Below are 15,919 nucleotides of genomic sequence, written 5' to 3'. Positions count from 1 at the left end.
GTCCTGCTCGTCTTATGCTGGGCCCGCAGGACGCGGGTCATGCAGGCGTTGCCACAGGACGTGGCGTTTTTAGCCTGCGTTCCTTAATTCTGAACAGTCGCCTCCGCTTTTCTTAGTACTCAGCGAGTTCTCTCATGGCTTTTTCTACTTTGTCAGGGTTGACCATGAAGTATTTTTCCATCGTTGGCGCATATGGCATTGCCGGGATATCAGGCCCTGCAAGGCGCTTGATTGGCGCGTCAAGTTCAAACAGGCAGTTTTCGGCGATAATGGCAGACACTTCGCTCATAATGCTTCCTTCTAAATTATCTTCTGTAAGGAGAAGCACTTTTCCTGTTTTGGAAGCAGCTTCAATGATTGCTTCCTTATCAAGCGGATAAACAGTCCTCAAATCAAGGATATGTGCAGAAATACCATCCTTCGCAAGTCTCTCTGCAGCCTGGAGGGCAAAGTGAACACAAAGGCCATAAGTGATGACTGTGATGTCTTCGCCTTCCCTCTTCACATCTGCCTTGCCGATTGGAAGCACATAATCATCATCTGGGACTTCGCCCTTGATCAGGCGGTATGCCCGCTTATGCTCGAAGAACAGGACCGGATCTTCATCCCGGATAGCTGCCTTCAGCAGCCCTTTTACATCATAAGGAGTAGAAGGCATGACAATCTTCAGTCCTGGCTGATTGGCAAATACGGCTTCAACTGACTGGGAATGGTAAAGGGCACCATGGACTCCCCCGCCGTATGGGGCACGGATGACCATCGGGCAGTTCCAGTCATTGTTTGAACGGTAGCGGATCTTGGCAGCTTCCGAAATGATCTGGTTAACGGCAGGCATGATGAAATCGGCAAATTGCATTTCTGCAATCGGGCGCATTCCGTACATCGCTGCACCAATTCCAACACCCGCGATGGCAGATTCAGCAAGCGGGGTATCGATTACGCGTTCCTCGCCAAATTTTTCATACAGGCCTTGAGTCGCTTTAAATACTCCGCCTTTTTTCCCAACGTCTTCCCCTAGAACAAATACTTTTGAATCTCTTTCCATTTCTTCGCGGATTGCCATAGTTACGGCATCAATATAAGAAATTACAGCCATTTTCTTTCCCCCTTACTTCTCAGCATAGACATATTTCATCGCATGTTCCGGATCAGCATACGGTGCGTTTTCTGCATATTCAGTTGCTTCATTAACCAGTTTCATCACCCGGTCATTGATTTCTTTTTCCAGCTCATCATTCATGAGGCCTGTTTCCTTCAGATAAGCGCCAAAAGTGATGATCGGATCCTTTGTCTTTGCTTCAGCCACTTCATCCGGTGCACGGTAGCTGCGGTCATCATCGTCTGATGAGTGCGGTGTCAGCCTGTATGATACTGTTTCAACAAGTGTAGGACCTTCTCCGCGGCGGCCGCGGTCGGCAGCTTCCTTCACAGCCTTGTATACTTCAAGCGGGTCATTGCCGTCAACAGTCACGCCAGGCATCCCATAGCCGACAGCACGGTCGGCAACATTTTCGCATGCCAGCTGTTTTTCAATCGGGACGGAAATGGCATATTTGTTATTTTCACACATGAAAATGACAGGGAGCTTATGGACCCCTGCAAAGTTTGCACCTTCATGGAAGTCACCCTGATTGGAGGATCCTTCTCCAAAGGTAGTGAAGGTTACAAGGTCCTTTCCTTCCATCTTTCCTGCAAGGGCAATTCCTACAGCATGAGGAACCTGTGTTGTAACTGGGGATGAGCCCGTTACGATTCTGTTTCTCTTCTGCCCAAAGTGGCCCGGCATCTGACGGCCTCCCGAGTTCGGATCTTCAGCCTTTGCAAAACCTGACAGCATCAGCTCTGTTGCCGTCATCCCGAATGTAAGCACTACGCCCATATCGCGATAGTATGGCAGTACATAATCCTTATCAGTGTCAAGGGCGAAAGCAGCGCCTACCTGTGCTGCCTCCTGCCCCTGGCAGGATATAACGAAGGGGATTTTGCCTGCACGATTTAAAAGCCACATCCGCTCATCAATCCGGCGGGCAAGCAGCATGGTCTCATACATTTCCAATACCTTATCATCGCTTAGCCCTAAATCTTTATGACGATTTTCAGCCATTTGTTTGCCTCCTCAAAATTCAATATGTAGCAGGAGCGCGAGACTCCTTTTTGCTGTTAATGATCTTATAAAATCAGATATAAGCGGGTAAACATCCTCCGCTTTTCTTTCTGTCCAGCTCCGGCGGCTAGAGCCTCGAGTCATAAGCCACCCAAGAATTAAAGGCAAAGAACGCCTTTTATTCTTGGGCGTCTTATGCTTGTCGGCTCTGGGCAAGCCGCCTCCGCTTTTCTAGCCATGTATAGCTTTGCCGTCTACTGCGAGGGCTGCTTCTCCGATGGCTTCGGAAAGGGTTGGGTGCGGATGGATGGTGTGAGCTACTTCCCATGGTGTAGCATCCAGCACCTTTGCCAGTCCGGCCTCGGAAATCATATCTGTTACATGAGGGCCGATCATATGGACACCAAGGATATCATCTGTTTCTTTATCAGCGACAATTTTGACGAAACCGTCCGATTCCCCGAACACAAGGGCTTTGCCGATAGCACGGAAGGAGAATTTGCCTGTCTTTACATCATGGCCCTTTTCCTTTGCTTCATCCTCTGTCAGCCCCACACTCGCAGCTTCAGGTGAGCTGTATATGCATTTGGATATCAGGCTGTAATCCAGCGGTGAAGGATTTTCATTTGCGATATGCTCCACTGCAGTGATTCCTTCATGGGAAGCCACATGGGCGAGCTGCAGTCCGCCGATGACATCGCCAATTGCGTAGATATGCGATTCTTTTGTCTGAAAATATTCATTGACCGAAATAAACCCTTTTTCAATCTGGATGTCGGTGTTTTCAAGACCGATGCCTTCCGTATTAGCCTGGCGGCCCACAGAAACGAGGAGCTTTTCAGCAGAGAATTCCTTCTTCTCGCCTTTAATTTCAGCAGAAATTTTCACTTCTTCACCTTTTTGGAGCGTTTCTGGAAGGACCTTGGCCCCAACAGCAAACTTAACGCCTTTTTTCTTCATCAGCCGCTGCATTTCCTTGGAGATCTCCCTATCTTCTGTTGGAATGATGCGGTCTGCATACTCGATGACTGTAACTTCTGATCCGAAATCGGAAAGCATGGAAGCCCACTCAATGCCAATTACTCCGCCGCCTACAATAATAATAGACTTTGGAATCTCGGTCATCTCGAGTGCTTCGTCAGATGTCATCACCTGGGTTCCATCTATTTCGAGTCCAGGGAGCGTCCGCGGGCGGGACCCCGTGGATACGATGACGTTTTTTGGGATCAGCATTTCATTCTCGCTGCCATTGTTCATTTCAACTGAAATGGTTCCCGGCATAGGAGAAAAAATGGATGGGCCCAGGATTCTGCCAAGACCTTCGAAGACATCGATTTTCCCTTGCTTCATCAGATGCTGGACACCTTTATGGAGCTGGTCAATAATCTTGTTTTTCCTTTCCTGCACCTTGCCGAAGTTGACCGAAACATCTCCTGTTAAAACGCCGAACTCTTCAGCATGGCGGGCGGTGGCATATACTTCTGCACTTCTAAGGAGCGCCTTGCTCGGGATGCATCCGTTATGGAGGCAAGTGCCCCCCAGTTTCCCTTTTTCGACAACTGCCGTCTTTAGGCCCAGCTGTGAAGCGCGGATGGCGGCTACATAGCCCCCTGTGCCTCCGCCGAGTATGACTAAGTCGTATTCTTGTGCCAATTCTATTCCTCCTAAACCGTTGCTTTATTTTTTTCCGAGCCGGGATAATTCTTTTCTGCTTCCTCGCCGCGCAGCACCCTCAGGGCTCCTTCTGCCAGTGCCTGAAGCTCGTTCTCACCAGGCTGCACAATGACATCCGCTATCCAATTGATCCGGCTGCTTATATCCTTGATGAATTCCTTCCCGTAGGCTAGTCCGCCTGTCAAAATAATGGCATCCACCCTGCCGGATAGGGCTGCACCTGCAGATCCAATCTCCTTGGCGACCTGATAGGCCATCGCGGAGTAGACCAGCTTAGCTTCTTCACTGCCCTTTTCAATCATTTTTTCGACCTCGACCGCATCGTTCGTCCCCAAATAACCGACAAGGCCGCCCTGGCCAACAAGCTTTTTCATGATTTCATCGCGATAGAAGTCCCCTGAAAAACAAAGGTCCACCAGATCTCCTGCCGGGACGGTGCCTGCCCTTTCCGGGCTGAATGGGCCATCTCCATGAAGCCCGTTGTTCACATCAGCGACTTTTCCCATCTTATGGACGCCCACAGTGATCCCGCCGCCCATATGGGCAACGATCAGATTTAAATCTTCATATTTCCTGCCCAGCTTTTTAGCGACCCGTCTGGCTACCGCTTTCTGATTAAGGGCATGGAAGATGCTCTTTCTTTCGATCAGGGCAAATCCTGAAATCCTCGCAATATCTTCAAGCTCGTCCACTACGACAGGATCTACTATATAAGAAGGAATGTTAAGGCCTGACGCTATTTCGAAGGCAATGATCCCGCCGAGATTGGATGCGTGCTGGCCTGAATAGCCTTCCCTCAGATCGCGGAGCATCTCTTCATTTACCCCGTATGTGCCCCCCTCGATCGGCCGCAGAAGACCGCCGCGCCCGCAGACGGCATCAAGCTTGGAAATATTCATGCCTTCTTGGTCCAGTGCTTCGAGGATTGTCCTTTTCCTGAAGGCATATTGATCGATGATTTTTTCAAATGAATTGATTTCCCCGGAATCATGGCGGATCGTCTTTTCAAAAATGGATATATCATTATCGAATACTCCGATTTTCGTGGAAGTTGAACCTGGGTTGATTACGAGAATTCGATGGTTGTGTACCTGCAAGATTAAACCTCCAATTCAGATTGTCTCTTTCTATCATTATAGCCGCTGGATATGCTGCTATATCATTAAAATCAAAGAGGCTGAATAAATTATTCAGCGCTCTTGTTGTCCTTTTTCAGCAGTCCCCGGGTTAGCGCCTGCTAAGGATGTGGTGCCCGTTCTGAAGAAATTGGCTCCGTGAATTACGCATTCTTTCAATTCTTTCCTCAGCCATACGGTCAGCGGCCTTATAAGTAGGAATAGCGTCTCTTTTGGCGATTTCAATTACTTTTTCAATATTGTTGTAAATGGTCTCAACTTTTTTCATAGCCCTGTCGCGGTTATACCCGTACAGCTCGTCAGCTACATTGATGACCCCGCCGGCATTGATGACATAATCAGGGGCATAGACGATTCCCATTTCATGGATCAGATCACCGTGAGCAGTATCTTTCAGCTGGTTGTTGGCTGCACCGGCAATTACCTTGGCCTTCAGCTGAGGTATGGTTGAATCATTGATGACAGCTCCCAGGGCACATGGTGCATAGATGTCACATTCTACTCCGTAAATCTCATCCGGATTCACTGCCTTTGCACCGAACTCATCAACTGCGCGCTGAACTGCCTCTTTGTTGATATCAGTCACAATCAGACTTGCGCCTTCTTCATGCAGATGGCGGCAAAGATTGAATGCCACATTTCCTACTCCCTGCACGGCAATGACTTTCCCTTCCAGTGAATCGCTGCCGAAAGCTTCTTTTGCAGCTGCCTTCATTCCGCGATATACGCCGTATGCCGTGACCGGTGAAGGATTTCCGGAAGAACCGAAAGCCGGTGAAATGCCCGTGACATAATCTGTTTCCTCATGGATCATATCCATGTCTGCTACCGTTGTGCCTACATCCTCGGCAGTAATATAACGGCCGTTCAGCCCTTGGATATAGCGGCCGAACGCACGGAACAGCTCCTCATTCTTATCCTTGCGGGGATCTCCGATGATGACCGTTTTGCCTCCGCCCAGATTCAGGCCGGCTGCTGCATTCTTATAAGTCATCCCCCTGGCCAGGCGCAGGGCATCTTCAATTGCCGCCTCTTCAGACTCATACGTCCACATGCGCGTACCGCCGAGAGCCGGTCCAAGAGTTGTATCATGGATGGCGATGATTGCCTTCAGTCCTGATTGTTTATCCTGACAGAATACAAGCTGCTCATAATCATAAGTCTCCATATATTTGAATAGTTCCATTTTAATATTCCTCCCCTGTTTTTCAAAAAAATTAAGATGATGCAGAGCAAAGGGCCAAAGCGAGTGAGTTCAGCTTGCTATCTGCCGAATCAGCCCGTGATGTCAGGACAATCGGCGCTTTGGCGCCTGCAATGACTGCCCCGACCTTTGCACCTGCGAAATACATAAGCGATTTATATAAAGCATTGCCTGTCTCAATAGCAGGGACAAGCAGTATATCTGCATTTCCTGCAACTTCGCTGCTGATTCCTTTATGCTCGGCTGCCGCTGGCGAGATTGCATTATCCAGTGCAAGCGGGCCGTCAACAATGCAGTTTCTGATCTGGCCCCTTTTATTCATCATGGCCAGAGCGGCAGCATCCAAAGTTGCCTGCATAGAAGGATTGACCGTTTCAACGGCAGCAATCGGAGCCACCTTTGGATTGTCGATGCCTATGCTTCTCGCAATCTTGACTGTATTATTAATGATTTGCTCTTTCTGTTTCAAATCCGGCGCAATATTCATGGCAGCATCCGTAATGATGATGAGCCTGTCGTAGCCAGGCACTTCAAAAACAGCTGCATGGGAAAGGACACTGCCCGTTCTAAGCCCATAATCTTTATTAAGCACTGCTTTTAATATGATCGAAGTTGAAAGATTGCCTTTCATCAGCACACTGGCTTCTTTTTGGCTTACTGCCCTTACAGCCATTTCAGCTGCTGCTTCTGCTGTTCGTGTATGGATGACTTCTATCCTTCCACCCGCAGCCGCAAGATTTCTATTATAGATCAGTTCTTCAATTGCTTCTCCGTCGCCGAATAATTTAAAATGAGCCAAATTGCGCTTGGCCGCTTCCGCTACTGCGTCCATTACTTCATGGTCTTCTGCTGCGGCAACTGCGACTGTCTGTTTTCTGTTTCCTACTGCTTTTTCTATGAGCGAGCTCAACCTCAATTTGTTTTCAACCCCTTTAATCAAATGCTGCGACACCAATATTATATTATGCAAGAAATGTGCCAGCCCACATTTACTGAAAACGCTTTATTCATCCCACTAAAGAACCTGCAGAATTTTTCACGCTATGAAAATTATTGCACGCCATTATTTGCAAGGTTATATTTTTCAAGCTTATAATACAAATTCCGGACAGACAATCCCAGGCTTTTGGCAGCTGCCGTTTTATTGCCATTATGCTTATCCAGGGCCCTTTTAATCATGGAGGCTTCAAAGTTTTCGACAAGCTCGGCAAGCGGGGCGTCATTCCCGCCATATTCTTCCGGAACTGAACTGGCTGGCGTTTCACCCTTATGCTGCTTCAAAATCATTTCAGGAAGATGCCTTACTTCAATTTCCGTTTCATGATAGCCCATAAAAATAATGGCGCGCCCCAGAATATTATCCAGTTCCCTTACATTGCCCGGCCAGTCATAGGACATAAGTGCTGATATAGCCTCTTCCGAAGCCTTATCGACATTGCGCCCATATTCCTGATTGATCTTCTGGATCAGCCTGCTGCAGAGCTGTGGAATATCCTGCTTTCTATTCCTTAAAGGAGGAATATGTATCGGCATCCTGTTTATCCGGTAATATAAATCCTCACGGAAAGTGCCGGCAGCAATCCCCTTTTCCAGATTTACATTGGTCGCAGCAATGATCCTTACATTTATCGGAATCGGCTTAGTGCCGCCAACTCTTGTGATCTCATTCTCCTGCAGCACCCTTAGCAGCTTGGCCTGTGTATTGGCTGTCATTTCGCCAATTTCATCGAGGAAAATACTGCCGTTATGGGCCTCTTCAAACAGGCCGCGCTTCCCTCCCCGTTTGGCGCCGGAAAAGGCGCCCTCCTCGTAGCCAAAAAGCTCGCTTTCCAGCAGGGTTTCCGACAAGGCCGCACAATTGACCCTTATAAATTTATTGTATTTTCTCCCGCTAGCATTGTGGATGGCATGGGCAAACAATTCCTTGCCCGTTCCGGACTCTCCCCTGAGAAGAATGGTTGCCGGCGTTTTAGCCCCCAGCTTTGCCTGCTCAATCGCCAATGTCATTTCTTCGGATGTGCCGATAATATCCTCAAAAGAATATTTTGCTTCAAGCGTACGGATAATTTGCCGTGCCCTAGTAAGTTCCCTGTTCAGGCTTTTGATTTCTGACATATCATGGATGACACCTACGCTGCCCTTCAGCTTGCCGTCCACAATTACCGGAGCGACATTGACAACCACTTCCTTTTTGCCGGGGCCGACTCTCATCGCCGCCCCCCTTACTGCCCTTCTCGACTGAAGGACCTTCATATGTACACTTTCTCCTTCAGAAATATCTGCCGTTGCCGGCTGTCCGATTACCTGCTCCTCTGTCAGTCCAGTGATCCTTGTATAAGCCGGATTGATCAGCAGCCCCTTTCCATTTTCATCCACCACCGAAATCGCTTCATCGCTTGATTGGATGATAGCCTGGAGCATGGTTTGTATTTCTTTCAGGTTTGTGATTTCTTCGGCGAGATTGACTACTTCGGTAATATCCTTAAAAACAGAGAACGCACCGATCATCTCTCCCTTTTCCCCAATCATCGGTATCCTGGTCGTTATGATTTCCAGTCCATTCGCAAGCACAAGCTCCTGATTCAGCTCTGTCCTTTTCGTTTCCAGTACCCTCGGAAGGCAGCTGCCTGGTATCACATCAAGTACGTGTTTTCCGATTGCCTTTCCGCCTGGGATGCCTGTCATCCTTTCAGCGCTTCGATTAAAGAGGATGATCCGGCCTTCTCCATTGACAACGACCATTCCATCGTCCGTAGAATTGAAAATCAGGTCATGCTTATATGTTTCATTTTTGAATTCCTCAATAAGCTCTTCTTTTTCCTCAAGCAGCTTGCTGATAAGAAAGGCTACACTTCCGGGAATAAGCACTGTATTTTTCGACCGTGCTTCCCTGAGATCGATAAAAACCTTCTCTTCACCCGTCACTTCAATGATGATATCTGGATCTTCTTTTATGTATTCTCTCCAATCGGGACCGGTCCGAATCCCTTCCAGGCGTGCAAGCTGGATTCCCGGAGCATTGTCATTGATATCGACAACTGCCGATACATCAAGGACCGCCGTTTCTCTCAGGAGCCGCAAAATGGCCGTTCCGCCTTTTCCGGCACCGACTATCATAACTGTCTGCATGGCTATCCCTCTCTTGTACGAAGATTTTTTCACTGATAGTCTGCAAGATCTTTCAATACTATTGTAATTATTTTCTCCATGCTTGACAAATTTCTTCTATAATTTATCATTACCGATGAAGAGACTTTTTTAAATAAGGGGCAAAATATGATAAGAATCGCTGCATTAGTTGTTTTATTGATACCCGGCTTTATTGCTGCCATTGGTGTTAAACTGATGAGGGATATGGTATTTGGCATTCTCCAAAGCCCTTTCCCCTATTTATGGCTTCAATTCCTGGCCGGCCTGCTTTTCTTTTTGCTGGGGCTGGGGTTTGTCGCCGGCTTCATACTGTACCGCGACCGAAAAAGGAATAAGGTGCAGGACCGTTTTAGAAGAGAGAGGATCCAGGCTAAAAAGGCTGATTGATTATTTACACAGGCAACCCGGGAGCACAGAATATTTCATTCCCGTTATATAAAGAACAGCACCCCGTTCGCTGCCGGGGTGCTGTTCTTTGCAGATAAGTATTATTATTGGAAATTTATCATTTGCTGCTGATATTCAGAAAGGAGGGACGGAGATGAAGCCATTGCAGATTTCCCCCGAAACGGCAATCAAGCTTGCCGAGAAGCTCAATGTTCCACTAGAGCAAATCATGCACATGCCCCAGCATATTTTAATACAGAAGATGATGGAACTTGAAAAAAAGAATTGATTGAGGACTATTCGAAATGCATGCTGTTCCTGACAGCATAGAAGGTGCCCCTGACTGAAGTATCCAGCTTTCTTGATTGGCTTTTAATCTGGAGCTGCGTTTCCGGATATGCGACCTGCAGGATGGATACTTCCCCTTCACCCTTCGTCTCAAGCAGGCCCGTCAATATCTTCCTTTGATGGTCAAGTACGGCGATTTCCTCCATCTGCCTCTCAAACAGGCTTAATGTCTGTTCATACTGCTTCTGCTGCTTGTCGCTCAGCTGATTTATGTATTGTTCGAAGATTTCAAGCTGCTTTTTGCCTTTTTCCATTTCAGCGGCCCTTTTTCGGTATGCAAGAAGGAGTGTCTCAAGCTCTTCGTTGACTGTATTTCTGTCAAATCCTTCAATCTGTATAATCGTTTTCCTTTCCAGCCTGTTTCCGATGATGCCGGCCTGCACCCTTCCTTTAGCCTCTATCAGGCCTCCTATCAGCTTTCCTTTTCTTTCATCCGCAAAGATGTTTCTTCCTTTCAGGATTCCGCCGATCGAATAATAGCCGATATGAATATCACCGCCTGCTGTCAGGCTGCATTCATTAGAATGCTTTATATAAATATTCTTTCCCGCCTTTATCATGCCGGATCCCTGGCCGAACGCGCCTCCTTTAATGAAAATATCCCCTTTTTCCGAAACGATTTCTTTAAACCCGCTGATGCCGAGTTCTCCTAAAATAGAAATGTCAAGAGAAGCATTGACGCTGTAGCCCGGCTTGACAATACCCCTGACTGTAATGCTTCCATCAAATTCGATATTGCCTGTTTCAGGGCCTGCATCGCCTTCTATGACTAGATGGCGGCCTACAGATACCTTGCCGCCCCGGAATGTGACAACACCGTCGCATAACGCCCTCAGCACCATTTTACCGTCCTCTTCACAAGCTTTTACCGTCTTTTTGTCATAAAGCAGTTTTTTATCTTTTCCTTTTAACGGAGGAACCGGATCTCCTGTCAGCGTTTCACCAAAAACCCCTTCTTCTGCAGGAATTTTCTCGCCGAGCCAATCCCCTTCCTGAACCTCATCAATGAAGTTCATATCATAATAATTCGCGGTGCCGTCTTCCCTTATGGCGGGCTTCCTTTCACTCTGCTCAAAATAGCAGATGACAGCATCGCTTCCATGCCGGGGAGGAAGGCCCTTTGCAATGACAGCTTCCTTTTGCACAGGGACGCTTCTCAGCACATCCTCCTCAATCGCATGTTCCACCCCGAGTTCCTGAAGCTGTAAGGCTATTTGATCGGCTATAGCCTTAAATTCTGCATTGAAATAAGCTTCCGTGCAGTTCAGCCGGAGCTTTGCTTCCATCATGTCCCTGCTAAGGCTTACAGCTGCCAGGGGTTTCAGTGCGCCAATAAGCTTCCTTCCTGAATCGGCCAGTTCAAGCGCCTCTTTCAGTACCATAAATTTTGTAATTGAAATTCTCGGAAAATTTAACAGTTCTTTTTCCAGACTTTTTAAAGAATAGCCTTTTCTGAGAACAGTTATATAAACTTCATCTGCTTCACATTCAATTCTTAGCGACTCATCAGAAAATATTTCCATAGGACTATTCCCTTTCCAGCAGGCATTTGTATTCATTATAGCGGAAAAATAGGCATTTTGGCAGGTTCCTTCATAAACTAACAGAATATTTGCCATTATCCTGTCCTTTTAGCCAAAATAAAAAGCACCCCAGAATGGAATGCTCTCCTTTAAAAGTATATGATTTCATTTTTAAGGCCTTCTTTCAGGCAGTCGCGGCATAAATTAAAAAAACCTTAAAAATGCCTAGCCCTTTCAAGAAGCTTTATGCTCCAGGCGCAGTTTATCAGCAACCATCGCGATGAATTCCGAGTTGGTGGGCTTGGCTTTTGTCATGCTTACAGTGTAGCCGAAAAGAGAAGAAATGCTATCGATATTCCCCCTGCTCCATGCTACCTCGATCGCATGGCGGATTGCCCTTTCCACCCTGCTGGCAGTGGTATTATACTTTTTGGCGATATCCGGGTAAAGAACCTTTGTAATGGATCCGAGCAGTTCAATATCGTTATAGACCATGGATATTGCTTCGCGCAAGTATAAATAACCTTTAATGTGGGCAGGCACACCAATTTCATGAATGATGCTTGTGATGCTTGCATCAAGATTTTTAGGCTTGGATTCTTGGCTTCTGTAGGCGGATGACTGGGACTTGCGGATGACCGGGTTGGACTTGCCGCTTACCTGGCGGATATGGCCGGCGAGATTCTCCATATCAAATGGTTTGAGGATGAAATAGGAAGCCCCAAGATCCACCGCTTTTTTCGTAACATCCTCCTGGCCGAAAGCTGTAAGCATGATGACATTCGGCATCGATGATCTCCGTGATTCACGCAGCTTTTCAAGCACTCCAAGCCCATCCAGATGCGGCATGATTATATCAAGGACTAGAACGTCCGGTTCAGTTTCTTCCAGTACCTCCAGGCATTCCTGGCCATTATGGGCCACCCCGCTCACTTCCATATCATCCTGGGATGCGATATATTCCTCCAGAAGCCCGACAAGCTCGCGATTGTCATCCACGATACATACTTTTATTTTTCTCACGTATTGTTTCCTCCTCAAATCCATTTGTGGTCTCTTTTTCTATCTAGTTCTATTCTAAATGACAAATTCGACAATGCAAACGAAATTCCTTTTGTTTTTTGAATTTTTCTTAAAAACCTGATAAAACCTTTATTTTTCTTCTGTTTTCTTCCTCATTCGACTTTATTCGCATATACATTGATCATTTGGCTGGTTTTTGTCGATTTTTCTTTAGAGCTCACAAAAGAAAAAAGAAGGCCCCGTGCACGCCTTCTTCCTCCACACATTTCAGCTTGCTTTTTCTTCGCTTTTTTCATAAATATCTATTCCTGCTTCATTGAGCATCCACTCGATATGGACTCCGTACCCGCTGGTAGGATCATTCACGAATACGTGCGTGACTGCCCCGACAACCTTTTCGTTCTGAATGATCGGGCTCCCGCTCATCCCCTGAACAATACCTCCTGTTTTATCCAGCAGTTCAGGATCTGTCACTTTGATGACCATCCCTTTTGTTGCAGGGAACTTCTGTGGTATAGTGCTGACAATTTCAATATCAAACAGGTCTACCTCGTCATCATCTACAACCGTAAGAATCTGGGCCGGCCCCTCTTTCACCTGATGCGAAAGCGCTATAGGCATCGGCTTGTCAAGCACGCCGTTTTTCATGCCCCTGTTCAGTTCGCCAAAAATGCCAAAGGGACTGTTTCTTTTAATATTCCCAATAACCTGTTTATCTGAAGAAAATCTTGCGAGCTTTTCGCCTGGATTTCCGTTGCTTCCTTTTTCAATGGATGTAACAGTCGAACGGACAATTTGTCCATCATCGACCACGATCGGTTTTTTTGTATCCATATCACTTATAACATGGCCGAGGGCCCCATACTTCATAGAACCTGGATGATAAAAGGTCATGGTGCCGATTCCGGCTGCAGAATCCCTAATATACAGGCCCAGTTTAAAATTATTTTCCGCCTTATCTTTAAGGGGTGTCAGTTCGGTGCTGATTTTGCCATTTTCCCTTGTAAGTGTGATCTTCATTGCCTTGCCCGTCTGTCCGGCTTCCTGGACAAAGGGTGCCACATCGGACATCTTCTCAATATTTTGTCCGTTTATCTGCGTGATGATATCTCCTACTTTAATCCCTGCAGTTTCGCCGGGGGAAGCTTTGCCGTCTTTTGCATCCACAAGGTGATGGCCGACAACCAGCACCCCGACCGTATTCAGTTTAACCCCGATTGACTGGCCTCCGGGAATGACCTTAAAATCCCTCAATACATTCACATCAACTTTTTTAACTGGAAATCCTGCCAGTTCAAGCAGCATTTCGTCTTTTCCAATTTTCTTTCCCTTTACGGCAACCTCGCTTCCCTCCTGCTTGAGAGCTGCCGCCGCTTCTGTTTTCATTGACGCAGACACAGGTGCCGCCTTGCTGAAATTGTATGTTTCACCTTCAAATAGGGTAATCTCTTTGGGAATGCTGATATATTCTTGAAAGGGTTTGGAAAACCCTGCTGCAATTAATGAAACAAGGAGAATTCCACCAATTATTCTTCTTAGTAGCTCTAAATTCAAAACCTTCACTCTCCTCGCTTCTAGTCCACACGTCAAATGGCTACATCTTTAATTTTGCCTCCTTAGTGAGAACTTATAACCTTTGGCCATATAAAAAAAGCTACCCTCTTTGGATAGCTTTTCAAGTTATTTTTATTTGCTGGGCAAGCTGGAGCAATTCCTTAGCATGCTCTTTCGTCAAATCAGTGATTTCCACCCCGGATATCATCCGGCCGATTTCCTTGATTTTATCCTCGGAATTGAGCGGTTTCACTGTTGTTTTAGTTCTTCCATCACGCGTAGACTTTGCGATGAACAAATGTGTATCTGCCATTGCAGCAACCTGTGGAAGGTGGGAAATACAGAGAACCTGTGAATCCCTTGAAACATGGTGAATCTTCTCAGCGATTGCCTGTGCGACGCGTCCGCTGACCCCTGTGTCAACCTCATCAAAGATAATCGATGTGACCCCCTGATGCTTCGAGAAGATGCTTTTCAAAGCCAGCATGATTCTGGACAGCTCACCGCCCGAGGCGACTTTGGAAAGGGGCTTGAGCGGCTCGCCCGGATTGGTGGATATATAAAATTCTATCTTGTCAGCACCGTTGCGATGGTAGCCCCGGCTGGACAATTCCTCAAATTTTACTTCGAACACCGTTTTCGACATATACAGCTCTTTCAGTTCCTTATGGATGAGAGAGGTCAGCTTTTTGGCGCTCTTTCTCCGAAGCCTGCTTAATTGCTCGGCTTCAAGGCTTAAATCCTTTTGAAGGGAAGAAAGCTCCTTTTGAAGCTGATCAATATGTGTTTCCTTATTCTGCAATGTCTCAATTTCTTCTTCTATCCCTGATGCATATTCAAGGATTTCCTCGATTGTCTTGCCGTATTTCCTTTTGAGCTGATTGATTTCTGTCAGCCTTTCTTCAATCTCATTCAGCCTGGCAGGATCATATTCAAGAAAATCAAGCTTGCTCCTCAGACTGCTTGAAACATCCTCAAGCATATAAAAACTGTTGGATACAGCATCTGCCATTTCCTTATATTCAGGATCCAGATCAGCTGCTTCCTGCAGATGGCCCATAACAAGGCCGATCCAGTCCAGCCCCTTTTGCTCCCCTTGAAGAGCAGTATAGCCAGCCTGCATGCTGTCATAAATCCTTTCGAAGTTCCCCAGCTTCGTTTTTTCTTCATAAAGCTCTTCGTCTTCGTTGATTTTCAGCCCGGCTCCCTCAATTTCCTCCAGCTGAAATTGAATCAGATCAAGCCTGTGGGCCATCTGCTGTTCGTTCTCACTCAAATTCTTGAGCTTTTTGGCTGTTTGTTCATAAGATTGGAATACTTCCCGGTATTCATGCAGGGCCGGCATGATTTCCTCAGAGCCAAACTGGTCAAGCAAGGATAAATGCAGGGTTTCATCCATCAATTCCTGGTGCTCATGCTGTCCATGGATGTCGATGATAGTAGATCCGATTTCCCGGAGTGCAGAAATGGTCACCAGCTTTCCATTGACCCGGCATACACTCTTGCCTGTCCGTGAGATATCCCGGCGAAGGACCACCATCCCGTCCTCGATGTCAATCCCAAATTCCCTTGATTTTTTATAACAGGGATGATCCTGGCCGTCTATTTGGAAAAGACCCTCGATCTCAGCTTTCTGCTCGCCGTGCCGGACAAACTCCGAAGACCCCCGTCCGCCCACTAAAAGGTGGATGGCATCGATGATGATCGATTTGCCTGCGCCCGTTTCCCCAGTCAATACAGTTAAGCCCTTTTCAAATGAAACAGAAAGGGCTTCTATAATAGCGAAATTTTTAATGGATAATTCACTTAGCAAAGA

General features: G+C 46.8%; 13 protein-coding genes. 2 read left to right on the top strand and 11 right to left on the bottom strand.

Features of this window, described 5'->3' with window-relative positions:
• Positions 1-112: 112 nt before the first annotated feature.
• The 7 genes from ABU165_RS02705 to ABU165_RS02675 all read right to left on the bottom strand — a co-directional run bounded on the left by ABU165_RS02705 (position 113) and on the right by ABU165_RS02675 (position 9,247).
• Positions 113-1,096, bottom strand: coding sequence for an alpha-ketoacid dehydrogenase subunit beta (locus tag ABU165_RS02705; RefSeq protein WP_009794978.1), 984 nt, complete (start codon positions 1,094-1,096; stop codon positions 113-115).
• Between the two features lie 12 nt (positions 1,097-1,108).
• Positions 1,109-2,104: a thiamine pyrophosphate-dependent dehydrogenase E1 component subunit alpha gene (locus ABU165_RS02700; RefSeq protein WP_094767094.1), complete on the bottom strand. Its 996-nt coding sequence runs from the start codon at positions 2,102-2,104 to the stop codon at positions 1,109-1,111.
• A gap of 231 nt (positions 2,105-2,335) precedes the next feature.
• A complete protein-coding gene (gene lpdA, locus ABU165_RS02695; RefSeq protein WP_009794976.1) occupies positions 2,336-3,757 on the bottom strand; it encodes a dihydrolipoyl dehydrogenase in 1,422 nt (473 codons plus the stop codon).
• A gap of 11 nt (positions 3,758-3,768) precedes the next feature.
• The gene (buk, locus tag ABU165_RS02690; protein ID WP_009794975.1) at positions 3,769-4,875 is read right to left on the bottom strand and encodes a butyrate kinase; all 1,107 of its coding nucleotides are present in this window, start codon (positions 4,873-4,875) and stop codon (positions 3,769-3,771) included.
• A gap of 130 nt (positions 4,876-5,005) precedes the next feature.
• Entirely contained in the window at positions 5,006-6,100 is a 1,095-nt protein-coding gene (bcd, locus tag ABU165_RS02685) for a branched-chain amino acid dehydrogenase (protein ID WP_022544175.1), read from the bottom strand.
• Positions 6,101-6,131: 31 nt separating this feature from the next.
• A complete protein-coding gene (gene yqiS, locus ABU165_RS02680) occupies positions 6,132-7,034 on the bottom strand; it encodes a phosphate butyryltransferase (protein ID WP_318059633.1) in 903 nt (300 codons plus the stop codon).
• Between the two features lie 134 nt (positions 7,035-7,168).
• Positions 7,169-9,247, bottom strand: a complete 2,079-nt coding sequence (locus tag ABU165_RS02675; protein WP_318059523.1) for a sigma 54-interacting transcriptional regulator — start codon at positions 9,245-9,247, stop codon at positions 7,169-7,171.
• A gap of 147 nt (positions 9,248-9,394) precedes the next feature.
• Between ABU165_RS02675 and ABU165_RS02670 the strand changes: the two genes are divergently transcribed.
• Positions 9,395-9,655 carry a DUF2627 domain-containing protein gene (locus ABU165_RS02670; RefSeq protein WP_009794971.1) on the top strand — a complete coding sequence of 87 codons (261 nt, stop codon included), beginning with the start codon at positions 9,395-9,397 and terminating at the stop codon, positions 9,653-9,655.
• A gap of 154 nt (positions 9,656-9,809) precedes the next feature.
• A complete protein-coding gene (locus ABU165_RS02665) occupies positions 9,810-9,944 on the top strand; it encodes a YycC family protein (RefSeq protein WP_009794970.1) in 135 nt (44 codons plus the stop codon).
• 7 nt (positions 9,945-9,951) lie between these two features.
• Here ABU165_RS02665 and ABU165_RS02660 read toward each other — a convergent pair whose 3' ends face one another.
• From ABU165_RS02660 to recN, 4 genes are all read right to left on the bottom strand, one after another.
• Positions 9,952-11,526, bottom strand: a complete 1,575-nt coding sequence (locus ABU165_RS02660; protein ID WP_318059524.1) for a flagellar assembly protein A — start codon at positions 11,524-11,526, stop codon at positions 9,952-9,954.
• 234 nt (positions 11,527-11,760) lie between these two features.
• A complete protein-coding gene (gene spo0A / locus ABU165_RS02655) occupies positions 11,761-12,549 on the bottom strand; it encodes a sporulation transcription factor Spo0A (protein WP_009794968.1) in 789 nt (262 codons plus the stop codon).
• A gap of 267 nt (positions 12,550-12,816) precedes the next feature.
• The gene (gene spoIVB / locus ABU165_RS02650; protein ID WP_009794966.1) at positions 12,817-14,112 is read right to left on the bottom strand and encodes a SpoIVB peptidase; all 1,296 of its coding nucleotides are present in this window, start codon (positions 14,110-14,112) and stop codon (positions 12,817-12,819) included.
• Between the two features lie 112 nt (positions 14,113-14,224).
• Positions 14,225-15,916 (bottom strand): DNA repair protein RecN, encoded by a 1,692-nt coding sequence (gene recN, locus ABU165_RS02645; RefSeq protein WP_318059525.1) that lies wholly within the window; start codon positions 15,914-15,916, stop codon positions 14,225-14,227.
• Between the last annotated feature and the right edge of the window lie 3 nt (positions 15,917-15,919).

This window comes from Cytobacillus sp. T106, from assembly GCF_040492155.1.
In the GTDB taxonomy this organism is placed as follows: domain Bacteria; phylum Bacillota; class Bacilli; order Bacillales; family Cytobacillaceae; genus Bacillus_AB; species Bacillus_AB infantis.
This window is presented reverse-complemented; position numbering and strand designations above follow the sequence as displayed.